Source organism: Agrobacterium sp. CFBP2214, from assembly GCF_030209895.1.
Lineage (GTDB): Bacteria > Pseudomonadota > Alphaproteobacteria > Rhizobiales > Rhizobiaceae > Agrobacterium > Agrobacterium radiobacter.
Genome location: NZ_JARVRC010000001.1, coordinates 53,891 through 75,604, shown reverse-complemented (window position 1 = coordinate 75,604; position 21,714 = coordinate 53,891). Strand labels below are relative to the sequence as shown.

At 59.4% G+C, this 21,714-nt stretch carries 21 protein-coding genes and 1 tRNA gene; 5 read left to right on the top strand and 17 right to left on the bottom strand.

What is annotated here, in order from left to right; all coding sequences use genetic code 11:
- Positions 1-66 precede the first annotated feature (66 nt).
- Positions 67-696, top strand: coding sequence for a uracil phosphoribosyltransferase (gene upp / locus QRN60_RS00355; RefSeq protein ID WP_003493096.1), 630 nt, complete (start codon positions 67-69; stop codon positions 694-696).
- A 133-nt stretch (positions 697-829) separates the two neighbouring features.
- Positions 830-1,351: a TIGR02281 family clan AA aspartic protease gene (locus tag QRN60_RS00350; protein WP_060722729.1), complete on the top strand. Its 522-nt coding sequence runs from the start codon at positions 830-832 to the stop codon at positions 1,349-1,351.
- Here the strand turns inward: QRN60_RS00350 and deoA are convergent.
- The 10 genes from deoA to QRN60_RS00300 form a co-directional block, all read right to left on the bottom strand.
- Positions 1,344-2,660 (bottom strand): thymidine phosphorylase, encoded by a 1,317-nt coding sequence (deoA, locus tag QRN60_RS00345; protein WP_111791714.1) that lies wholly within the window; start codon positions 2,658-2,660, stop codon positions 1,344-1,346. The genes QRN60_RS00350 and deoA overlap by 8 nt on opposite strands.
- Entirely contained in the window at positions 2,657-3,430 is a 774-nt protein-coding gene (gene deoC / locus QRN60_RS00340; protein WP_020011246.1) for a deoxyribose-phosphate aldolase, read from the bottom strand. Before deoC ends, deoA begins: the two co-directional genes overlap by 4 nt.
- A gap of 2 nt (positions 3,431-3,432) precedes the next feature.
- Positions 3,433-4,233, bottom strand: a complete 801-nt coding sequence (locus tag QRN60_RS00335) for a purine-nucleoside phosphorylase (RefSeq protein ID WP_003507243.1) — start codon at positions 4,231-4,233, stop codon at positions 3,433-3,435.
- Entirely contained in the window at positions 4,233-4,637 is a 405-nt protein-coding gene (locus tag QRN60_RS00330; RefSeq protein ID WP_020011248.1) for a cytidine deaminase, read from the bottom strand. The genes QRN60_RS00335 and QRN60_RS00330 overlap by 1 nt, the downstream gene beginning before the upstream one ends.
- 4 nt (positions 4,638-4,641) lie before the next feature.
- Positions 4,642-5,613, bottom strand: coding sequence for an ABC transporter permease (locus QRN60_RS00325; RefSeq protein WP_003507239.1), 972 nt, complete (start codon positions 5,611-5,613; stop codon positions 4,642-4,644).
- Between the two features lie 6 nt (positions 5,614-5,619).
- Positions 5,620-6,723 carry an ABC transporter permease gene (locus QRN60_RS00320; RefSeq protein WP_003507236.1) on the bottom strand — a complete coding sequence of 368 codons (1,104 nt, stop codon included), beginning with the start codon at positions 6,721-6,723 and terminating at the stop codon, positions 5,620-5,622.
- A gap of 7 nt (positions 6,724-6,730) precedes the next feature.
- Positions 6,731-8,236 (bottom strand): ABC transporter ATP-binding protein, encoded by a 1,506-nt coding sequence (locus QRN60_RS00315; protein WP_060722725.1) that lies wholly within the window; start codon positions 8,234-8,236, stop codon positions 6,731-6,733.
- A gap of 83 nt (positions 8,237-8,319) precedes the next feature.
- Positions 8,320-9,312, bottom strand: a complete 993-nt coding sequence (locus QRN60_RS00310) for a BMP family lipoprotein (protein ID WP_003507232.1) — start codon at positions 9,310-9,312, stop codon at positions 8,320-8,322.
- A gap of 215 nt (positions 9,313-9,527) precedes the next feature.
- Positions 9,528-10,178, bottom strand: coding sequence for a peptide-methionine (S)-S-oxide reductase MsrA (gene msrA / locus QRN60_RS00305; protein ID WP_003507231.1), 651 nt, complete (start codon positions 10,176-10,178; stop codon positions 9,528-9,530).
- 76 nt (positions 10,179-10,254) lie between these two features.
- The gene (locus tag QRN60_RS00300) at positions 10,255-10,572 is read right to left on the bottom strand and encodes a hypothetical protein (protein WP_060722723.1); all 318 of its coding nucleotides are present in this window, start codon (positions 10,570-10,572) and stop codon (positions 10,255-10,257) included.
- Positions 10,573-10,791: 219 nt separating this feature from the next.
- Here QRN60_RS00300 and QRN60_RS00295 point away from each other — a divergent pair.
- The 3 genes from QRN60_RS00295 to dnaJ all read left to right on the top strand — a co-directional run bounded on the left by QRN60_RS00295 (position 10,792) and on the right by dnaJ (position 14,306).
- Positions 10,792-10,881, top strand: a tRNA-Ser gene (locus QRN60_RS00295).
- Positions 10,882-11,178: 297 nt separating this feature from the next.
- On the top strand, positions 11,179-13,080 hold the full coding sequence (gene dnaK, locus QRN60_RS00290) for a molecular chaperone DnaK (RefSeq protein WP_003507226.1): 1,902 nt from the start codon (positions 11,179-11,181) through the stop codon (positions 13,078-13,080).
- A gap of 89 nt (positions 13,081-13,169) precedes the next feature.
- Positions 13,170-14,306, top strand: a complete 1,137-nt coding sequence (gene dnaJ, locus QRN60_RS00285; RefSeq protein ID WP_003507223.1) for a molecular chaperone DnaJ — start codon at positions 13,170-13,172, stop codon at positions 14,304-14,306.
- A gap of 69 nt (positions 14,307-14,375) precedes the next feature.
- Here the strand turns inward: dnaJ and QRN60_RS00280 are convergent, their stop codons facing one another.
- From QRN60_RS00280 to QRN60_RS00250, 7 genes are all read right to left on the bottom strand, one after another.
- Entirely contained in the window at positions 14,376-14,927 is a 552-nt protein-coding gene (locus QRN60_RS00280) for a DUF924 family protein (RefSeq protein WP_003507221.1), read from the bottom strand.
- A gap of 13 nt (positions 14,928-14,940) precedes the next feature.
- Positions 14,941-15,153 carry a SlyX family protein gene (locus tag QRN60_RS00275; RefSeq protein WP_035213112.1) on the bottom strand — a complete coding sequence of 71 codons (213 nt, stop codon included), beginning with the start codon at positions 15,151-15,153 and terminating at the stop codon, positions 14,941-14,943.
- Positions 15,154-15,301: 148 nt separating this feature from the next.
- Complete coding sequence (locus QRN60_RS00270; protein ID WP_003507211.1) at positions 15,302-16,807, bottom strand: tripartite tricarboxylate transporter permease; 1,506 nt, start codon at positions 16,805-16,807, stop codon at positions 15,302-15,304.
- Positions 16,808-16,816: 9 nt separating this feature from the next.
- Positions 16,817-17,278: a tripartite tricarboxylate transporter TctB family protein gene (locus QRN60_RS00265; RefSeq protein WP_035213079.1), complete on the bottom strand. Its 462-nt coding sequence runs from the start codon at positions 17,276-17,278 to the stop codon at positions 16,817-16,819.
- Between the two features lie 97 nt (positions 17,279-17,375).
- Complete coding sequence (locus tag QRN60_RS00260) at positions 17,376-18,359, bottom strand: tripartite tricarboxylate transporter substrate-binding protein (protein WP_060723017.1); 984 nt, start codon at positions 18,357-18,359, stop codon at positions 17,376-17,378.
- 197 nt (positions 18,360-18,556) lie between these two features.
- On the bottom strand, positions 18,557-19,903 hold the full coding sequence (locus QRN60_RS00255; protein ID WP_003507208.1) for a sigma-54-dependent transcriptional regulator: 1,347 nt from the start codon (positions 19,901-19,903) through the stop codon (positions 18,557-18,559).
- Entirely contained in the window at positions 19,900-21,702 is a 1,803-nt protein-coding gene (locus tag QRN60_RS00250) for a sensor histidine kinase (RefSeq protein ID WP_162690231.1), read from the bottom strand. The genes QRN60_RS00255 and QRN60_RS00250 overlap by 4 nt, the downstream gene beginning before the upstream one ends.
- Positions 21,703-21,714 lie beyond the last annotated feature (12 nt).

Sequence of the window (21,714 nt, the reverse complement as noted above, 5' to 3'; positions counted from 1 at the left end):
AGGCTTGCGAAAAGCGCACTTTCGGTGAATGACAAGGACACAAGATAAAAAAGGAAGGCCAGTTTCATGGACGGCGTCACAGTCATCGAACATCCGCTGGTGCGGCACAAACTTACCATCATGCGCAAGAAAGAAACCTCGACGGCCGGCTTCCGCCGCCTGCTCAGGGAAATCTCGACGCTGCTCTGCTATGAAGTGACGCGCGACCTTGAAATGACGATGGAAACCATCGATACGCCGCTCGAAACCATCGAGGCTCCGGTGCTGGAGGGCAAGAAGCTGGTTTTCGCCTCCATCCTGCGCGCCGGCAACGGCCTGCTGGAAGGCATGCTGGAACTCGTGCCTTCGGCGCGTGTTGCCCATATCGGTGTGTATCGCGATCACGATACGCTGGAGGCCGTCGAATATTACTTCAAGGCCCCCGAAAGTCTCGATGCGCGCCTTATCATCGTTGTCGATCCGATGCTGGCAACCGGAAACTCCTCGATTGCCGCCGTGGAAAAGCTGAAGGAACGTGGTGCGAAGAACATTCGCTTCCTGTGTCTGCTGGCCGCCCCCGAGGGCATCAAGAATTTCCGTGAAGCGCATCCCGATGTGCCGATCTACACCGCCGCAATCGACAAGCAGCTGAACGAAAAGGGTTACATCGTTCCTGGCCTCGGCGATGCCGGCGACCGCATGTACGGCACCAAGTAATACCGTTCATCATTGCTTAACCGCTTGAGCCATTCGCCGCACGCAACGCGGCGGATGGCTTTTTCTTTTAAGATTTCAGCATGTTTTGCGCCTATGCTGCATGTGGATAAACCTTGCGATTAGGAGCAATCACTTGCTGGCGCGTGCGATTTTTCTGCTTGTCGGTCTTTCGGTCAGCGCCACGCAGATCCCGGCGCTGATGGAAAAATTTCAGCCACGCCCGGAAACCGGCGCGGCAAAATCCGATGCCACCGCCGAACTTGCCAAACCGCAGCCGGTGTCGCTGGGCAGCGTCAGTCTGAAGGCGGATGCGCGCGGTCATTTCAATGCCACCTTCCGTATCAACGGCAAATCTTTCGACGGGCTTGTCGACACAGGCGCCTCCACGGTCGCCATCAACGAGACGATCGCCCGGCGGCTCGGTTTCGGCGTCAACAGCCTCGACTTTAAATATGCGATCTCAACCGCCAACGGCCAGACCATGGCGGCCTATGTGAAGCTCGACCGCGTGGAAATCGGCACGATCCGTGTCCAGAATGTCGATGCCATGGTGCTCAAAGACAATGCGCTGAGCAACATGCTGATCGGCATGAGCTTTTTGAAGCAATTGTCGTCATTCAAGGTGTCGAACGGCGAAATGCGGCTGGTCAGATAATCCGCTCAAGAACCACGTTGCCGGTCTCTGTCACAGAGTCCCCAATCCCGTAACAGGCCGCAATCCTTTCGGCGGCGCGTTCCGCTTCTTCTTTCGAAGCCGCGTGGACGAGGGCGATAGGTTCGCCCTTTTCTAGTTTTGTGCCGAGCGGCAGGATGTCCGAAATACCGACCGCAGCGTCGATGGTATCCGACGGTTTTCTTCTGCCGCCTCCAAGCTCCACGACGACCATACCGAGATCGCGCGTCGCGCAGGATGAGAGCCAGCCGCTGTGCGGAGCCGGAACAGGGAGAATGACCGGAGCGGACGGCAGGTAATGAGACGCGCGCTCAACGAAATCCGAAGGTCCGCCGAGTGCTGAAACCATCCGCGCAAAGACCTCCATCGCCCGGCCGGACGAAAGAGCGGCCACAGCGAGCGCCTCGCCTTCATCCAGCGTAGTCGCGCTTCCGGCCTGCACCAGCATTTCTGCAGCGAAAGCGAGTACGACCTTTTCGAGACGGGTTCCCGCCTTGCGACCAGCCAGAAAATCCAGGCAATTGACGATTTCGACCGCATTGCCTGCGGCATCGCCAAGCGGCTGGTTCATGTCGGTTATCAGGGCCGTCGTCGGCAAGCCCGCACCATTCGCCACATCGACCAGCGCGCGGGCGAGATTGCGGGCATCCTCCACGCTCTGCATGAAAGCGCCGTTGCCGACCTTCACATCCAGAACCAGCGTTTGCAGCCCGGCTGCAAGCTTCTTCGACAGGATGGAGGCGGTGATCAGCGGTATGGAATCCACCGTCGCGGTCACGTCGCGGATGGCATAGAGGCGCTTGTCGGCGGGGGCCAGATCGCCCGTCTGGCCGATGATGGCGCAGCCGACCGTTTTCACCGTCTGGCGAAACAGCGCCTCGTCCGGCATGACGTTATAACCGGGGATCGCCTCCAGCTTGTCCAGCGTGCCGCCGGTATGGCCGAGACCCCTGCCGGAGATCATAGGCACGGCGAGACCGCAGGCGGCAACGATGGGAGCAAGCATCAGGGAGACATTGTCGCCGACACCGCCGGTCGAGTGCTTGTCCGCCACCGGCCTGCCGATATCGCTCCAGGACAGAACATCGCCGCTGTCGCGCATGGCGAGCGTCAGCGCCACCATCTCGTCCCGGTTCATGCCGCGGAAAAACACCGCCATGGCAAAGGCCGCCGCCTGGCCTTCCGATATGCCGTCTTTCGAAAGCGCGCTTATGAAAGCGGCGATCTCCTGCGGTTCCAGAGACAGGCCATCGCGTTTGCGGCGGATGATTTCCTGCGGGATCAAGCTCAATACCCGCTGGCAGCCTTGGCCGGCTCACCGCCAGCCAGCACGTTCAATACGTCGTCGAGGACGCCGGAAGCGCCGAAACGGAAGGTGGACGGCATGGCCCAGTTAGGCGCCATGATGGTTTCCGCCAATCGCAGGTAAAGCGTGGCGTCTTCCACCGTGCCGATGCCGCCGGCGGGCTTGAAGCCAACCTTCTGCCTGCTGTCGCGGATCGCCTGCAACATGATGTCGGCGGCTTCCAGCGTTGCGTTGACGGCGACCTTGCCGGTCGAGGTCTTGATGAAATCCGCCCCTTCGGCAATGGCGAGTTCGGAGGCGCGACGAATGAGGACCTTGTCTTTCAGCTCACCGGTTTCAAGAATGACCTTGAGAAGCACGGGCGCTGCGCAGGCCTTGCGCACGGCGGCCACCATGGTGGAAACTGCCGATTCATCGCCTGCCATGAATTTGCGATAGGGAATGACGAGATCGATTTCGTCGGCGCCGTCGCGGATTGCCGTTTCGGTTTCCGCAACTACGGTTGCGACATCGAGATCGCCCGAAGGAAAATTGACGACCGTGGCGATGCGGATCGCGTGGTCCTTTCCGAACGCCGCACGCGCCTGCGCCACGAAGCGCGGCCAGATGCAGATCGCGGCCGTATTGCCATATTCCGTATGCGCTCTCTGGCACAAAGCGGCAATCTGCTCAGGCGTGCAATCTTCCTTGAGGTTCGTCAGGTCCAGCAAGGACAGTGTCAGGGCAGCCGCTTCGCGCGGACGCTGGAGTTCCATGGTCACGCTCCTCCTGCGATCATTTCCTTCAGAATGGCGGCAAGCCTCTTGCCACCTACGGGAGCCATATCCTTGGTTTCTTCATGGCTCAGTTCCGCGCCGGTCATGCCGGCACCGTAGTTGGTAATAACCGATGCGGCGGCAACGCGCATCCCGAAAAAGCGGGCGAGGATGACTTCCGGCACGGTGGACATGCCGACGGCATCCGCCCCCAGCAGCCGCGCCATGCGGATTTCCGCCGGTGTTTCGAAGCTCGGGCCGGAAAACCACATGTAGACGCCGCCAAACAGGGGCACCGTCGCGCGGATCGCGGCATTGCGCATGGCAAGCATGAGGTCAGGGTCATAAGCCGTCGTCATGCCGACGAAGCGGCGGTCGCTTTCCTCGCCGATCAGCGGGTTCATGCCGGAATAATTGATGTGATCGGTGATCTGCATGACCGAGCCGGGCGGCATATCCTGCCTGACCGAACCCGCCGAATTGGTGAGGATGAGCGACTGCACGCCGAGACCGGCCAGAGCCCCGATGATCGCGCGCATGGCGGAGGGGTCGCCCTTTTCGTAATAATGCACCCGGCCGGAGAGCATCATGACAGGTTCACCACCGAGATAACCGGCCACCAGCTCACCCGCATGGCCAGAGACGCCGCTTGCGGGAAAACCCGGAAGTTCGGCATAGGGTACGCGGATCGGATCGCTGACCTCTTCCACCAGAGAACCCAAACCCGAGCCGAGGACGATGGCCACGCGCGGCATCAGGCCGTTCAGGCGCTCCACCAGAATGTCGATCAGCATATCCGGCATCAGGGCAGCTCTGTCTTGAAGCTGAAGGGCAAAAGCTCTTCCATGGTCATGACCTTCTGGACGCCGGTTTCGTCACACAGATAGACTCGCGTTTCCGGCGTGGCGAATTCGGCGATCTTCTGCCGGCATCCGCCGCAGGGAGGGCAAAGAGCAAGCTTTTCGGCGATGACGGCAATCTCGCTGATCTTCTTTGCCCCACCCATGATCATGGCGCTGATGGCGGAAGGCTCCGCGCACCACCCTTGAGGGAAGGAGAGGTTCTCGATATTGGCGCCCTTGTAGATCTTGCCGTCTTCGGCGCGGATCGCTGCACCGACCGGGAATTTCGAATAGGGCGCGTGGGCAAAGGCCATTGCCTCCACCGCTGCCTCGAACAGGGCATGGGATTGGGTATCGGAGGACATAAGCTTAACGCTCCTTCGCATAGGCAACGCCACCGGCCTTTGGTGGCTTGGCGACGCCGATGAAACCGGCAAGCAGGATGCAGGTCAGAATATAGGGCATGGCCTGGAATATCTGCACCGGCACCTCGCCGATGCCGGGCACGGATTTGCCCTGCATGAAGTTGGCAAAGGCATCCAGAAAACCGAACAGCAGGCAGGCGAACATGACCGGCACCGGCTTCCATTTTGCAAAGATCAGCGCCGCCAGCGCGATATAGCCCTTGCCCGCCGACATGTTGGCAATGAAGGCCGCCGATTGCGCAACGGCGAGATAGGCGCCCGAAAAACCACAAAGGAAACCGGCAACGATAACGGCGCGGTAGCGCATCCACGTCACCGAAATGCCTGCCGTATCGACGGCACCCGGATTTTCACCGACAGCGCGCAGACGCAGGCCGAAACGGGTGCGATAAAGCACCCACCAGGACAGCGGCACCGCCAGAAAGGCGAGATAGGTGAGGATGTTATTGCCGGAGATTACGTTAGCGTAGAGCGGGCCGATGAAAGGCACCTCCCGCATCGTATCCGCACCGGGCAAGATGATCGGGGCAAAACGGCCCTCACCCGGCAATTGCGGCGTGCGGCCGCCCTGCCCGAACCAGGCCTGCCCCAGAACCACGGTCAGACCGGCAGCAATGAAGTTCAACGCCACGCCCGATACGATCTGGTTGCCGCGATTGGTGATGACAGCGAAACCATGGATCAGCGAGAACAGGATGGAGACGGCAATGCCGGCCAGCAGACCGGCCCAGGGATTTGCGGTGATATAGGCAACACAGGCGGACGCGAAGGCCGCCGCCAGCATCTTGCCTTCAAGGCCGATATCGAACACGCCGGCGCGTTCGGAAAAAAGCCCGGCAAGCGCGGTGAAGAGCAGCGGGATGGTGAGACGGACGGTCGAGCCGAGGATGCTGACCATCATATCGAAGAAATCCATATCAGCTCACCCCTTTGCCAAGCGCTGGTAGATGTGGACGATCGCCGGCCGGTACATATATTCCAGCGCGCCAGCGAAGAGGATCACCAGACCCTGAATGACCACGATCATTTCGCGGGTAATGTTAGGCATTTCGAAGGAAAGATCCGCGCCGCCCTGATAGAGAATGCCGAACAGCAATGCCGCGAAGATGATGCCGAGCGGGTGGCTTCGCCCCATCAGCGACACGGCGATGCCGACGAAACCTGCGCCACCGACGAATTCCACCTGCAGGCGGGCGGAAGCGCCCATGACAGGGTTCAGCGCCATCATTCCCGCCAGACCACCAGAAATGAGCATGGCGATGATGACGGTGCGCGCATAGGGAATGCCGGCATAAACGGCCGCTGAAGGGCTGACGCCGAGCGTGCGCATCTCGTATCCGAGCTTGGTGCGCCAGATCAGCACCCAGACGAGGAAACACATGACCAGCGCGATGATGAAGGAGACGTTGAACGGCGCCGGCCCGAGCTTGAGGCCGAACAGCGCCATCAGCCAGTCCAGCTTCGGCAATTGGCCACCGGCCAAGAAGGTGCGCGTTTCCGGGGCCATCTTGCCTGGCACGATCAGCACATTCACCAGCAGATAGACCATCAAGGCCGCGGCGATGAAGTTGAACATGATGGTGGTGATGACGACGTGGCTGCCGCGTTTTGCCTGCAGCCATGCCGGAATGAAAGCCCAGGCCGCGCCGAAAAGTGCAGCACCGATGACGGCGAAGGGCATCGTCACATACCAGGGCACATAACGGTCGAGCGCAAGCGCCACCAGTGCGGCACCCAGCCCGCCAATATAGGCCTGACCTTCGGAGCCGATATTGAACAGGCCGGCATGGAAAGCGACCGCAACGGAGAGGCCGGTGAAGATGAAGCTCGTCGTGTAAAACAGCGTGAAGCCGATGGCGTCGCCACGACCGAGGGCGCCTTCGACGAGCAGGCGAAGTGCCGCCAGCGGATTTTCACCGATGGACCAGACGACGAGGCCGGAAATCAGAAAGGCGGTGACGACGTTCAGCAGCGGCAGCAGGCCGTAGCTGATCCAGTTTGGCAGGGGGGTGGAAGCGGTGCTCATTCATGCCTCATGCGGCGATGCCGGCCATCATCAGGCCCAGCGTCTGTTCTTCGGCTTCCGCCGTTTTTTCTCCAACGACACGCCCGGCGAACATGACCATGATCCGGTCCGAAAGGGAACGGATTTCATCGAGTTCGACCGAAACAAGCAGGATAGCCTTTCCGGCATCGCGCATTTCAATGATGCGGCGATGGATGAATTCGATGGCGCCGATATCCACGCCGCGGGTCGGCTGGCCGATGATCAGCATCTTGGGGTCACGTTCGATTTCGCGGGCGACGACGATCTTCTGCTGGTTGCCGCCGGAAAAATTGGCGGTCTTCAGCTGCGGGTTCGGCGGACGGATATCGTATTTCTCGATTTTTTCGACCGCATCCTTGCGGATGGCTTCGGGGTTGAGGAACGGTCCCTTGCCGTAGCGCTCATCGTGGTGATAGCCGAGGATGGAGTTTTCATATTCCTCGAATTTCAGCACCAGCCCCATATGGTGTCGGTCTTCCGGAATATGCGCGAGACCGAGCTCGCGCAAAATGGCCGGATCGGGACGGTCGACCTTCTGTCCGGCCACCCATATCTCACCCGAATGGGGCTTGCGGATTCCCGCGATCGCCTCGAGAAGTTCGGACTGGCCATTACCCGCCACACCGGCGATGCCGACGATTTCACCGGCACGGACATCGAGCGAGACATCATCCACCATGGTGACGCCGCGGCTGTCCTTGACAGTGAGATTGCGGATGGAAAGCAAAACCTCGCCCGGCGTCGTCTCACCCTTTTCCACCCTGAGCAGCACCCGGCGGCCGACCATCAGTTCGGCCAGTTCCTCGACGCTGGTTTCGGAGGTCTTGCGGGTCGCCACCATTTCGCCGCGGCGCATGACGGAGACGGAATCCGTTATCGCCATGATCTCGCGCAGCTTGTGGGTGATAAGGATGACAGTCTTGCCCTGCTCGCGCAGGACGCCGAGGATCTTGAAAAGGTGATCGGCTTCAGCCGGAGTCAGAACACCGGTCGGCTCATCGAGGATCAGGATTTCCGCGCCACGATACATGGCTTTGAGGATTTCGACACGTTGCTGCAGGCCAACGGGCAATTCCTCGATCACCGCATCGGGATCGACTTCCAGCCCGTAATCGTCCTCGAGGCGCTGCAGCTCCTTGCGCGCGGCTGCCCGACCCTTGGCGAGCGATGCTCCGCCTTCCGCGCCCAGCATGACGTTTTCAAGCACGGTGAAATTTTCCACCAGCATGAAGTGCTGATGCACCATACCGATGCCCGAACTGATCGCGGCCTGACTGTCGCGGATCGAGACCGGCGCACCATTCACCCGGATTTCGCCGGCATCGGCCTGATAAAAACCGTAGAGGATCGACATCAGGGTCGATTTTCCGGCGCCGTTTTCCCCGATGATGCCGTGGATCGTGCCCTTGGCAACGGTCAGATTGATATTCTTGTTGGCGTGAACGGCACCGAATTTCTTGTCGATGCCCACGAGTTCGATTGCTGGGTCCATACTCAAACCGAAACCTCTCCGAAGGCTGGATATGAAAAGGGCGCAAGATGAAAAATCATCATGCGCCCCAGTCACATATCATATCATTTCGGGCAGGAATTGTCCGCCATATAGTCATGAACCTTGACGTTGCCGGCAATGATGTCGGCCTTTGCCTTGTCCACGGCGGCGGTCATTTCCGGTGTGATCAGGGCCTTGTTGTTGTCGTCAACAGCGTAAGCGACGCCGTCTTCCTTGACGCCCAGCGCAACGATGCCGGGGGTGAACTTGTCGTCCTTGGCATCCTTGTAGGCATTGTAGACAGCCAGATCGACGCGCTTGACCATCGAGGTCAGAACCGAACCGGGATGCAGATGGTTCTGGTTGGAATCGACGCCGATCGAGAACTTCTTGTTGTCGGCGGCGGTCTGCAACACGCCGATACCGGTCGCACCAGCTGCCGCGTAGATCACGTCAGCACCCTGGTCGATCTGGTTCTTGGTGAGTTCACCACCGCGCACCGGATCGTTCCAGGCAGCACCCGTGGTGCCGGTCATGTTCTGGAAGACTTCGATCTTGTCGTTCGCGGCCTTGGCGCCCTGCGCATAACCACAGGCAAACTTGCGGATCAGCGGAATATCCATGCCGCCGATGAAGCCGACCTTACCGGTCTTGGAGGCCATGCCAGCCAGCAGACCAACGAGATAGGAGCCTTCGTGCTCCTTGTAGACAACGGAGCGTACATTCGGCAGCTCGACGACGGAATCGACGATGACGAACTTGGTATCGGGGAATTCGGCTGCGACCTTTTCCATGGCCGAGGTCCAGGCGAAGGAGACAGCAACAACCGGGTTGAAGCCCTTGCTCGCGAAGTTGCGGATAGCCTGTTCACCCTGCGTGTCGCTGGTCGGTTCGAAGTCGCGGTAGTCGATGCCCGTTTCCGCCTTGAACTTTTCAGCGCCGGCCGCAGCGGCTTCGTTGAACGACTTGTCGAACTTGCCGCCCGTGCCATAGACCAGTGCCGGCTTGATATCGGCGGCGAGCGCGGAAGCCGACATTGCGGCAAGCGCAAAAAGCGTCAGAAGGGATTTTTTCATTGTGCAGCCCTGTTGTTGCAATTGATATTTTAAGGGTCCTCCCGCAAACCCGTTGACCGGGAATGTCTGCGGAACCGCCAGCCGTGTTTCCCGGCTGTGCTTGGCTCATATCCTTGCATGGCTCAATGAAAAATTCATCCGGTTTTTTTGACCCGGTGGAAAAACTTTATTCTGGCGCTTTTTTGGTCTTTCCACCGGGGCGACCTGCAAAAAATCTAGTCGATATTGCAGCTTACGCCCGTTCCCCTGAGGCCGCAGTAGCCACCCGGGTTCTTGGCAAGATATTGCTGATGATAGTCTTCAGCGTAATAAAACTTTTCAAGCGGCCCGATCTCGGTGGTGATGGCACTGCCATGGCCAGCCTCCTCCAAAGCCTGTTGAAAAGCATCGCGGGCCTTCTGCGCCTGCTGCAACTGGCCTTCCGTCGTCGCGTAGATGGCGGAACGATAGGTCGTGCCGACATCGTTGCCCTGTCGCATGCCCTGCGTCGGATCGTGCTCCTCAAAAAATATCTTCAAGAGGCCCGAGAGCGAGATCACGGCCGGATCGTAGACAACCTTGACCACTTCCGCGTGGCCCGTCTGACCTGTCGTCGTCTCCTGATAGGTGGGATTGCGGGTGAAACCGCCGGCATACCCCACCGCCGTCACCCACACACCCGGCGTTTTCCAGAACAGCCGTTCCGCGCCCCAGAAGCAGCCCATGCCGAGATAGATGGTTTCAAGGCCGTCGGGATAAGGCCCCTTCAAAGGCCGGCCATTGACGAAATGGGCCTCCGGCACCGCAAGCGCCGCTTCACGGCCAGGCAAGGCGGTTTCTTGCGTCGGCATCGTCGTCTTTTTTGAAAGCGTATCGAACAGGAACATTCGGTCCTCCATGCGGCCAGCTCCGCCGCTTTTCATGGTTCACATCTGCGGGCGCGCGCAATTCGGCTGACACAAGTCAGGCTGACAAACGCCTCATCGGCCTGTGTTTCCTGTACCCCGCCATCCAGCAGAGCAGGGAAAGCGCCAGGGAAACGGCAAATGCGGGCACCGCCGTCAGGGCATTTTCAATGAAGCGCCACGCTTCAGGGTGAATATAGTGAGCCAAGGCCGCTTCCACCATGGTGCGGGAGGCAGGAAGAAGATAGTTCCAGACGGACAGGATACCGGTGATGTCGACCGAGGATGTGGAAACCGAGCGGATCGAATCGAGCACGCCCAGAAAAACCGCCGCAACGAGGAAAAGAAAGCTCAAAAACCGCAAAAAAGCTTTCATTGGTATACCTCGCTCACGATCTGCCCGTCGGACAGCCACTTTTTGAAACCTATAATGCATCGATAAAGGTGGGAAAACCGGTTTGCAATCGCGTCGGAACACAGGAAATTGCCGACATTTCAAAAAACTGTCAGATTCGTGTTGATCCCTGCGAATTCATCGGTATATATCGCGCCGTTCCAGTGATTTGCATTCTTCATGACATGCAGACTTGAAAAAGGACAGGTGGCCGAGTGGTTTAAGGCGCACGCCTGGAACGCGTGTGTGCGTGAAAGCGTACCGTGGGTTCGAATCCCACCCTGTCCGCCATTTCACCTCATCTTCACCGACTTACATATGAACCTTGGTGTTGCCGACCGTGTTGCAAGGACGTAGCGTCAAAGTCGCGTTTTTCCGCTTCCGCATGCGTTGATGGCGATGCTTCTGCACAGACAGGGGTTTCTTGCGCTTTTTTGCTGCGCTTCCCCCTCTCTTGCGCCTTGCAGCAGGAAAAATCGCTCCTTATATACGCCGCATAACTGCAGCGAATACTGCAAATCCAAGTCAAGGAGTTGTCAATGGAATGCCTCACGGGGTTCCGACGGCTCGCTTCAAGGAGAGAAGAGCATGGCAAAAGTAATCGGTATCGACCTTGGCACGACCAATTCCTGCGTCGCAGTGATGGACGGCAAGGACACGAAAGTAATTGAAAATGCGGAAGGCGCGCGCACCACGCCGTCCATGGTGGCATTTTCCGACGATGGCGAACGCCTTGTCGGCCAGCCGGCCAAGCGCCAGGCGGTCACCAACCCGACCAATACCCTGTTTGCGGTGAAACGCCTTATCGGCCGCCGTTACGAAGACCCGACCGTCGAAAAGGACAAGGCCCTCGTTCCCTTTGAAATCGTCAAGGGCGACAATGGCGACGCATGGGTGAAGGCTCAGGACAAAAATTATTCCCCGTCGCAGATTTCCGCGATGATCCTTCAGAAGATGAAGGAAACGGCTGAATCCTATCTCGGTGAAAAGGTCGAGAAGGCCGTCATTACCGTTCCGGCCTACTTCAACGACGCCCAGCGCCAGGCTACCAAAGATGCCGGCCGTATCGCCGGTCTGGACGTCCTGCGCATCATCAACGAGCCGACCGCGGCAGCGCTCGCCTACGGCCTCGACAAGAAGGACGGCAAGACGATCGCCGTTTACGACCTTGGCGGCGGCACCTTCGATATTTCCGTTCTGGAAATCGGCGACGGCGTTTTCGAAGTGAAGTCCACCAATGGTGATACCTTCCTTGGTGGTGAAGACTTCGACATGCGTCTGGTTGAATATCTGGCCGGCGAGTTCAAGAAGGATCAGGGCATCGACCTGAAGAACGATAAGCTCGCCCTTCAGCGCCTCAAGGAAGCTGCCGAAAAGGCGAAGATCGAACTGTCGTCCTCGCAGCAGACCGAAATCAACCTGCCGTTCATCACGGCTGATGCTTCCGGTCCGAAGCACCTGACGCTGAAGCTGACCCGCGCCAAGTTCGAAAGCCTGGTCGATGACCTCGTGCAGCGCACCGTTGCGCCTTGCAAGGCAGCGCTCAAGGATGCCGGCGTTTCCGCTTCCGAGATCGATGAAGTCGTTCTCGTCGGTGGCATGAGCCGCATGCCGAAGGTGCAGGAAGTCGTCAAGCAGCTGTTCGGCAAGGAGCCGCACAAAGGCGTGAACCCGGATGAAGTGGTTGCCATGGGCGCCGCCATCCAGGCCGGCGTTCTGCAGGGCGACGTCAAGGACGTTCTGCTGCTCGACGTGACGCCGCTGTCGCTCGGCATCGAAACGCTGGGTGGCGTCTTCACCCGTCTGATCGATCGCAACACGACGATCCCGACGAAGAAGAGCCAGACCTTCTCGACCGCCGAAGACAACCAGTCGGCCGTGACCATCCGCGTTTCGCAGGGCGAGCGTGAAATGGCCCAGGACAACAAGCTGCTCGGCCAGTTCGACCTCGTCGGCCTGCCACCGTCGCCGCGCGGCGTTCCGCAGATCGAAGTCACCTTCGATATCGACGCCAACGGCATCGTGCAGGTTTCGGCGAAAGACAAGGGCACCGGCAAGGAACAGCAGATCCGCATCCAGGCCTCCGGCGGTCTTTCCGACGCCGACATCGAAAAGATGGTCAAGGACGCCGAAGCCAATGCGGAAGCCGACAAGAAGCGTCGTGCAGGTGTGGAAGCCAAAAACCAGGCCGAAAGCCTCATTCACTCCACCGAAAAGTCGGTGAAGGAATATGGTGACAAGGTTTCCGAGACCGACCGCAAGGCAATCGAAGACGCCATAGCCGCCCTGAAGACCGCTGTCGAAGCCGCTGAGCCGGACGCAGACGACATTCAGGCGAAGACCCAGACCCTCATGGAAGTTTCCATGAAGCTTGGTCAGGCCATTTACGAAGCGCAGCAGGCCGAGGCCGGTGATGCTTCTGAAGGCGGCAAGGACGACGTCGTCGACGCCGACTATGAAGAAATCAAGGACGACAAGAAGTCCGCTTAATCGCGCGGCTTCCCGTCTCCTGACAACATATGCAAGACATCCGGCTGCCGAGTGCAGCCGGAAATCCATTTGCGGGGCTTGTTAACTTAATGGCGAAAGCAGACTTTTACGAAACACTCGGCGTCAGCAAGACCGCGGACGAAAAAGAGCTGAAAAGCGCCTTCCGCAAACTCGCGATGAAATACCATCCGGACAAGAACCCGGATAACGCCGAATCCGAGCAGAAATTCAAGGAAATCAACGAAGCCTACGAAACGCTGAAGGACCCGCAGAAGCGCGCGGCCTATGACCGTTTCGGCCACGCCGCATTTGAAAATGGCGGCATGGGCGGCGGTGGCGGCTTTGGCGGCGGCGGTTTCGCCAATGGCGGCTTCTCCGACATCTTCGAGGACATCTTCGGCGAGATGATGGGTGGTGGCCGTGCGCGCCGCTCTTCCGGCGGGCGCGAACGCGGCGCCGATCTTCGCTACAACATGGAAATCACGCTGGAAGAAGCCTTCACCGGCAAGACGGCGCAGATCAGGGTTCCTACCTCGATCACCTGTGATGTCTGTTCGGGCTCTGGCGCCAAACCAGGTACACAGCCGAAGACCTGCGCTACCTGTCAGGGTTCCGGCCGCGTGCGCGCAGCACAGGGCTTCTTCTCGGTGGAACGCACCTGCCCCACCTGCCATGGCCGCGGGCAGACGATCTCCGATCCGTGCGGCAAGTGCCATGGTCAGGGCCGTGTAACGGAAGAGCGCTCGCTCTCGGTCAACATTCCCTCGGGTATCGAAGACGGCACCCGCATTCGCCTGCAGGGCGAAGGCGAGGCCGGCATGCGCGGCGGTCCGGCGGGCGATCTCTATATCTTCCTGTCCGTGCGTCCGCATGAGTTCTTCCAGCGCGACGGTGCCGATCTTTATTGCACCGTACCGATCTCCATGACGACGGCAGCGCTTGGCGGCACCTTCGATGTCACGACACTCGACGGCACCAAGTCACGCGTCACGGTTCCGGAAGGCACCCAGCCGGGCAAGCAGTTCCGTCTGAAGGGTAAGGGCATGCCGGTATTGCGTTCTGCGCAGACGGGCGATCTCTATATCCAGATTCAGATCGAAACCCCGCAGAAGCTCAGCAAGCGCCAGCGCGAGTTGTTGCAGGAGTTCGAGCAGCTCTCGTCGAAGGAGAACAATCCGGAATCGACGGGCTTCTTTGCCAGGATGAAGGAATTCTTCGACGGCTGATTGCCGCCGGTCCCAAGCTTTTAGAACGCCGCCATTCCCTTGGGACTGGCGGCGTTTTCGTTTTTGGGCTCAGCCGGAAAAGCCGCCTTCTTCCAGATATTGCCGTTCCTCCGGCGTCGTTTCCCGCAGCAATATGTCGTTGCGATGCGGAAAGCGGCCGAAACGTTCGACGATATCCCGATGCTCTTCGGCATGATGAAGATAAAGCCCGCCAAGCGGCTGGTTCAGGTCGCAGGCACGCCGCTGGGCGGCGATATCCTCCGCATGGGAAAAGGGCAGGTAGAAGAAGACGCGCAAATCCTCGCTCACGGCCTGATCATGGCCACGGCGAATGGCCTCGTCGGCGAAAAGCCGCACCAGGGGGTCTGTGGCATACATGTGGGCGGTGCCACGAAAACAATTGCGCGGAAACTGATCCAGCAGAAGCATCAGCGCAAGGCTGCTTTCCGCACCCTCCAGCCAGTCATCCAGTTCGCGCCGTGCTGCCGCGAAATGGGTATCGCGGAAACGGTCGTGGAAATGACTGTCGAAGGCGGCATCCTTGTCGAACCACTTGTCCGGCCCGGCCTTCTTCCAGAAATCGACGATATCGGCGGCAAGCGCGGCTGTGTCGTTTTTCATCTGCTCTTCCCTGTCAATAATGCGGCGGCCGGGTGATCGCAGGCGCGTCCAGAGATTGCTCCTCAAGGCTAAGGAACCTCTCCGTCAAGCGGTCGAGCTTGGCGCGGGTCTGCTCCACCACCTTCCACTGTTCCGCCAGCTGGTCGGACAGTTCCTCTATCACCTTCACCTGATGCGCGACCGTCTCCTCGAGCGCGATGATCCGTTTTTCGGTTTCCGACGTCATATCGACCTCTCTTTCCAGCCCTTCCTTGGGCCTAAAAGCTTGCGAGTCAACCATATGTCGCTTTCGTGAAGCGAATTCGTCATGGTGATCCGGAAACGGAAAAAGCCGGCGATGTTTCCATCGCCGGCGTCGGGAAGTTTGATATTGCTTAGTCTTCTTCTACGAAAACCTCTTCTCGTTTCTTCTTCACGCTTGGCAGGAAGACGACGATCAGCACGGCCAAAGCGATGAAAAGCAGTGTGGCGCTGATCGGCCGGGTGACGAAGGTGGTTGGATCACCGCGGGACAGGATCATCGCGCGACGCAGGTTTTCCTCCAGGAGCGGGCCAAGCACGAAACCGAGGAGCAGCGGCGCCGGCTCGCAGCGCAATTTCACCAGCACGTAGCCGATGAAGCCGAAGAAGGCGACGGCATAGAGATCAAAGACGTTGGAATTGACGCTATAAACCCCGATGGCGCAGAAAGCCATGATGATGGGGAACAGCACATAATAGGGCACCGTCAATAGCTTAACCCACAGCCCGATCAGCGGTAGGTTCAGGACGACGAGCATCAAGTTGCCGATCCACATGGAGGCAATGATGCCCCAGAACAGCGCCGGCTGCTCGATCGCAACGTTTGGACCCGGCACGATCCCCTGAATGATCATCGCCCCAATCATCAGCGCCATCACCGGATTGGCGGGGATGCCGAGCGTGAGCAGCGGGATGAAGGAGGTCTGGGCGCCGGCATTATTGGCCGATTCCGGACCGGCCACACCGGCCACCGCGCCATGCCCGAATTCCTCCGGGTTCTTGGAGACGCGTTTTTCCACCGTGTAGGACGCAAAGGCCGCGAGGATGGCGCCGCCGCCCGGCAGGATGCCGAGCGCGGAACCGATGGCCGTGCCGCGTAGCACCGGGCCGACCATTTTCCTGAAATCCTCCCGCGTGGGCATCAGCCCGCTGACCTTGGCGATCAGCACCGAACGGGTGCGCTCGTTTTCGAGGTTGCGCAGGATTTCGGCGATACCGAAGACACCCACAGCCACGGCGACGAAGTTCAGACCATCGGCATATTCGCGGATGCCAAGGGTGAAGCGCGGCGTGCCGCTGTAGATATCCGTGCCGACCAGACCGAGCAGCAGACCAAGCACGACCATGGCCAGCGCCTTGACGATGGAGCCATGGGCAAGGGCGATGGACGAAACGAGGCCGACGACCATCAGTGAGAAATATTCCGCCGCACCAAACTCCAGCGCAATTGCGGTCAGAGGCGGCGCAAAGATCGCGACGAGGAAGGTGGAAACCGTGCCGGCAAAGAACGAACCGATGGCGGCAATGGCGAGAGCAGCCCCTGCCTTGCCCTTGCGCGCCATCTGATAACCATCGATGGCGGTGACGGCAGAGGAGGATTCGCCGGGCATGTTGATCAGGATGGCCGTGGTGGAACCGCCATATTGCGCGCCATAATAAATGCCGGCGAGCATGATCAGCGACGAGACGGGCTCGAGCTGAAAGGTGATGGGCAGCAGCATGGCAATGGTCGCCGTCGCGCCGATGCCGGGCAACACGCCGATCAGGGTGCCGAGCAACACGCCGATCAGGCAGAAGAACAGGTTTGCCAGCGATGAGGCGGTGACGAAACCGAGAGCAAGATTATCAAGCAAATCCATCGCAGCACCTCAAAATTTAAGCCAGGGGCCGAAGCGCTGGAACGGCAGGCCGAGACCGTAATTGAAAACAGCGACGGAGAAGGCCGTGATGGCTGCGGAAAGAATAATCGCCATGATCGGACTCATCTTGTGCGAGGCAAACGAGGCGATGAGCGCGCTAAAAAACAGCGCCGGCACGAAACCAAGACCCCGGACAGTAAAACCGAAGAAGATCGGCGCAGGCAGGATGAAGAATATGCCACGCCATGCGATCGCTCCGATCCCTTCCCCGGCCGGGCGGGCTGAGCGGAGGAATATGATGCCACCGAGCAGAATGAGGATAATTGCCAGAACGAGCGGGAAATAGCCCGGCCCCATACGAAAGGCGGTTCCGATCTCCAGCCCATAGGACTGCAAGGCGAAAAAGACGCCAAGTCCCATAAAAATTGCCCCGCAGACTGCCTCGGCAGGGTCATTAAATAATGACTTCATGAAAGATGCCCCTCCACCGCGGCCGGCATCACACCGGTCCGCCTGTTAAAATGATCACGGTCGACCGGCGGCGATGCCGCCGGTCCTTCCGCGTTCATCAGTCGGCATATTGGCCGGCAGCTTCGATCACCGGCTTCCAGCGGGCGATTTCGCTTTCGAGCTTGGCCTTGAGTGCCGCCGGCGTCGCATCGCTTTCCGAAGAGGGCGTGGTGCCCAGTTCTGCAAAACGAGCCGCGACATTCTTGTCCTTCAGCGCGACCTGCAGCGACTTGGAGAGCTTTTCGTTGATTTCAGCCGGCGTGCCCTTGGGCGTATAGATGCCGTGCCAGATGCCAACCTCAAGCTTCGGCAGGCCCGCCTCGACGACCGTCGGCACGTCAGGCAGCACGTCCAGCCGCTTGGCCGTGGTTACGGCATAGGCTTTCACGGTTCCGCCCTGAATCTGCTTGGTGGTGTTGGTGGTCTGGTCGCACATGATGTCGACCTGGCCGCCGAGCAGATCGGTCATGGCCGGCCCGGTTCCCTTATAGGGAACGGTGACCAGTGGCGTCTCGATGGCGCTCATGAACAGCATGCCGCAGAGATGCGAGGCAGCGCCAATGCCGGCATTGGCAACCGTGACCTTGTCCTTGTTCGCCTTGGCGTATTCGATCAGACCCTTCAGATCCTTCGTCTCAAGGGTCTTGCGCGACAGGATCGTCATCGGCACTTCGGTGACGAGACCAACATATTCGAAGGCGTTCAGCGTGTCATAGGCGAGCTTGCGGTAGAGCGTGGCGCTGGTGGCCATGCCGATATGGTGGAGAAGGACGGTGTAACCGTCCGGATCGGACGATGCCACACGACCAGCACCCAGCGTGCCGCCTGCGCCGCCGACATTTTCGACGATGATCTGCTGACCGAGATCCTTCGACATGGATTCTGCGACAAGACGCGCGACCGTATCCGTCGGGCCGCCGGCGGCAAAGGGCACGACCATGGTGATGTTGCGCTCTGGATAGTTCTGAGCGGATGCGGACAGCGCAAAAAGGGAAACGGCAGCGGCGGCAGCAAGGCCGGTGACTGTCTTCAGTATTTTCATCGATTCCTCCCGGATGAAAATGTTCGCCACTTCAGCCGCGCATGCTCCTCCATGGCGACCGGGGTGACATATTTGCGATCCGGGATTGCCGTTCAGCAATGGCGGTCTTGCAGTAGGATGCGCTTTTATCGCTATCGCGAGAGGCAATGGGTGGATTTCGACCCATAAGCACCTATTCATGGGTGGAAATCCACCCACTACACCTCGGTCATGTGCCGGTGCAGCCCGTATTTCTGCATTTTTTCATAGAGCGTTTTGCGCGAAATGCCGAGCGCCTCATAGACGGATTTCAGATTTCCGCCGTGGGCGGCAATTGCATGTGCGATCAGGCTTTTTTCATAAGCCGCAACCCTTGCAGCAAGAGCCGCTTTTCCGTCAGCCTGAAACGGCAACGACCCTTCGGAAACATCGCTTTCCAGGCCGAGAACGAAACGGTCCGCGGCATTGCGCAATTCACGCACGTTGCCCGGCCACTCACGAAGGGAGACGGCCGAGAGCAGATTTTGCGGCACCTCCATGTCTTCCCGCCCGTAGCGCGCAGCAGCTTCCCGCACGAGATGCAGGAAGAGGAGCGGTATATCGGCACTGCGCTGCGAGAGAGATGGCACGAGAAGTGTAGCCACGTTGAGCCGATAAAGAAGATCGGCACGGAACCGGCCAGCCGCGACTTCCTGTTCCAGATCCACCTTGCTTGTGGCAATGAAGCGAACATCGAGTTCGACCGTTTCATTCGAGCCCAGACGGGTAATCACCCGTTCCTGCAGGACACGAAGGAAACGGCCCTGCAATTCGAAGGGCATGGAGCCGATCTCGTCCAGCAGGATGGTGCCGCCGCGGGCATGTTCGAACTTGCCGTAGCGCGGGCGAAGCGCGCCGGGAAACGCACCCGCCTCATGACCGAACAATTCGCTTTCGATCAACGTCTGCGGGAGGGCGGCGCAATTGATCGCAACGAAGGGCCGGTTGCTTCTGGCACTGATATCGTGAAGCGCGCGCGCCACGACCTCCTTGCCCGCGCCGGTATCGCCAACGATCAGCGTATCGGCGTCCGTCGCGCCAATCGCGCGGATGCGGTATCGCAGATCGACCATGATCTGGGTTCTGCCGGGCAGACGTGTTTCGAGATCGTCGTGCTTGCCCGCCACCGCCTTGAGGCGGCGGTTTTCCAGCACCAGCGCCCGCCGGTCATTCGCCCTTTTGATGATGCCGGCGAGATATTGCGGCGTGAACGGCTTTTCGATGAAATCATAGGCGCCGTTGCGCATGGCGTTGACCGCAAGCTGCACATCACCATGGCCCGTCATCAGGATGACAGGTATTTCCGGATCGAGCTCGCGCACCTTCTGCAGCAACGTCATGCCATCCATGCCGGGCATCCTGATATCGCTGACCACGACGCCATCAAAGCTGTAACCGATGAGTTCGAGCGCATGCTCGGCACTCGCGAGCATGGTGACGGCAAAGCCGGAAAGCTCCAGCGCCTGCGCGGTGGAAAAGCGCAGCTCCTCCTCGTCATCAATCAACAGGACCCGCGACATGGTCATTCCGCAGCCGCCTCCACACGCCAGGCGGCGGCTGGCAATTCGATCTCGAACTCCGCCCCACCCTCTTCATGGTTTCTCACCCGCAACTGGCCGCCAAAATCCTTGATGATATTATAGGAGATGGACAGGCCCAGACCGAGGCCGCGTCCCACACCCTTGGTGGTGAAGAAGGGATCAAAAATGCGCTCCGAAATCGCCGCCGGCACGCCGGGACCACGATCGCGGATAAAAATCGATACCATCTGGCCATGCTGGACGGCTTGCAGCGCAATATGGCGATCCTCGCGCCCTTCCACAGCATCGGCCGCGTTGGAGATGATGTTGACGAGCACCTGCTGCAATCTCACCGGGCCGGCTTTCACCGCAAGCTGCACCGGCCCGAGATCAACATCCAGCACCGCATCGGCGGCCTTCAACCGCGCACCGACAATTTCGAGCGTATCCCGAAGCACCGCCTCCAGACCCACCGCTGCCATTTTTTCGTTGGGCTTGCGGGCGAAATTCCTGAGATGCTTGCTGATCGACGCCATGCGGTCGATAAGGCCTGAAATACGCCTGAGGTTTTCCGTCACCTCTTCCAGCCGCTCGCGCTCCACGAGAAGCGAAGCATTTTCGGCATAGTTCTTGGCCGCGGCAAGCGGCTGATTGAACTCATGCGACAGCGCCGCCGACATCTGCCCGAGGGCTGCAAGCTTACCGGCCTGCACCAGATCGTTCTGCATCTTGCGCAGCTGTTTTTCCGTCTGGCGGCGTTCGGCGATTTCGTGTTCGATCTCCTGGTTCACCCGCGCCAGATCGGCAGTGCGCTCCTCCACCCGGCGTTCCAGTTCCGCCTGCGCCTCTGCCTGATGGATCAGCCGTTCGCGCAGACGCCGCCGTCTTTGCAGCATGGCCGCAATCACGGCGGCGGCCAGACACAGGCACAGGATTATCGCGATCATCGCGGTCTTGACCTGCGTCCTGAGCGAACCTGTATCCATCAGCACGCTGACCGTCCAACCGGCATCGGGCATGGGCTGTGACAGGAGCATATATTCCCTCTCGCCGTCGTCCTGGACGATCGTCATCAGCTGATGCGAACCGAAATTGCCGTTTTTCAGCGGCAGTTCCTTGAGGGTGGCATTGGCATACCGGCGGGAAGCCTCCGTTCGTGCCAGCCGTTCGGGCGTCAGCGGCATCAGACCGGAATAAAGCCATTGCGGCGTTCCAGTCATGAAGATGATGCCCTCAGGGTCCGAGACCAGAATTCGGTTCTCACCATCGCCGAATGAGGCCTCGATGCCTTCAATATCGACCTTGAAGACGATGACGCCCTTGATTTCCTCATTGAAGAGGATGGGCGCGGAAAAATAATAGCCGCGCTTATGGGAGGTGGTGCCAAGCGCGAAGAACCGCGACTGCAAGCCCTTCGCGGCATCCTGAAAATAAGGGCGGTAGCTGAAATTCTCACCAACGAAACTCGTCGGACCATCATAGTTGCTGGCGGCGATGGTCTCCCCGTCGAGCGTGATGATGTAGATATCGGAGGATTCCAGCAGGGTGTTAATAGATTTGAGGTAGACATTGGCGCGCTGGCGCAGCTCGGCATCCTTGGGATGTGCGACCAGTTCCTCAATGTCGTCGTGATCGGCGATCAAGGCGGGCAGCGGTTCGTAACGGTTCAAAAGCCCGCCGAGAGCGGAGACAGCCAACCGGAGGGTCGTGCGGCCCTGCTCGGACATTTCGCCGAAATAGCTTTCCGCAATGATGCCGCCGCCTCTCGTCACGGCGCCATAACCGAGACCGAAGCTGAGAAGCATCAACAAAATCCA

Bases quoted from the DNA above. Each gene is read 5' to 3' on its own strand.
- upp (WP_003493096.1), top strand. From the start codon at position 67: ATGGACGGCGTCACAGTCATCGAACATCCGCTGGTGCGGCACAAACTT.
- deoC (WP_020011246.1), bottom strand. From the start codon at position 3,430: ATGGAACTCCAGCGTCCGCGCGAAGCGGCTGCCCTGACACTGTCCTTG.
- QRN60_RS00335 (WP_003507243.1), bottom strand. From the start codon at position 4,233: ATGCCGGATATGCTGATCGACATTCTGGTGGAGCGCCTGAACGGCCTG.
- QRN60_RS00330 (WP_020011248.1), bottom strand. From the start codon at position 4,637: ATGTCCTCCGATACCCAATCCCATGCCCTGTTCGAGGCAGCGGTGGAG.
- QRN60_RS00325 (WP_003507239.1), bottom strand. From the start codon at position 5,613: ATGGATTTCTTCGATATGATGGTCAGCATCCTCGGCTCGACCGTCCGT.
- QRN60_RS00320 (WP_003507236.1), bottom strand. From the start codon at position 6,723: ATGAGCACCGCTTCCACCCCCCTGCCAAACTGGATCAGCTACGGCCTG.
- QRN60_RS00315 (WP_060722725.1), bottom strand. From the start codon at position 8,236: ATGGACCCAGCAATCGAACTCGTGGGCATCGACAAGAAATTCGGTGCC.
- QRN60_RS00310 (WP_003507232.1), bottom strand. From the start codon at position 9,312: ATGAAAAAATCCCTTCTGACGCTTTTTGCGCTTGCCGCAATGTCGGCT.
- msrA (WP_003507231.1), bottom strand. From the start codon at position 10,178: ATGTTCCTGTTCGATACGCTTTCAAAAAAGACGACGATGCCGACGCAA.
- QRN60_RS00300 (WP_060722723.1), bottom strand. From the start codon at position 10,572: ATGAAAGCTTTTTTGCGGTTTTTGAGCTTTCTTTTCCTCGTTGCGGCG.
- dnaK (WP_003507226.1), top strand. From the start codon at position 11,179: ATGGCAAAAGTAATCGGTATCGACCTTGGCACGACCAATTCCTGCGTC.
- dnaJ (WP_003507223.1), top strand. From the start codon at position 13,170: ATGGCGAAAGCAGACTTTTACGAAACACTCGGCGTCAGCAAGACCGCG.
- QRN60_RS00280 (WP_003507221.1), bottom strand. From the start codon at position 14,927: ATGAAAAACGACACAGCCGCGCTTGCCGCCGATATCGTCGATTTCTGG.
- QRN60_RS00275 (WP_035213112.1), bottom strand. From the start codon at position 15,153: ATGACGTCGGAAACCGAAAAACGGATCATCGCGCTCGAGGAGACGGTC.
- QRN60_RS00270 (WP_003507211.1), bottom strand. From the start codon at position 16,807: ATGGATTTGCTTGATAATCTTGCTCTCGGTTTCGTCACCGCCTCATCG.
- QRN60_RS00265 (WP_035213079.1), bottom strand. From the start codon at position 17,278: ATGAAGTCATTATTTAATGACCCTGCCGAGGCAGTCTGCGGGGCAATT.
- QRN60_RS00260 (WP_060723017.1), bottom strand. From the start codon at position 18,359: ATGAAAATACTGAAGACAGTCACCGGCCTTGCTGCCGCCGCTGCCGTT.
- QRN60_RS00255 (WP_003507208.1), bottom strand. From the start codon at position 19,903: ATGACCATGTCGCGGGTCCTGTTGATTGATGACGAGGAGGAGCTGCGC.
- QRN60_RS00250 (WP_162690231.1), bottom strand. From the start codon at position 21,702: ATGCTTCTCAGCTTCGGTCTCGGTTATGGCGCCGTGACGAGAGGCGGC.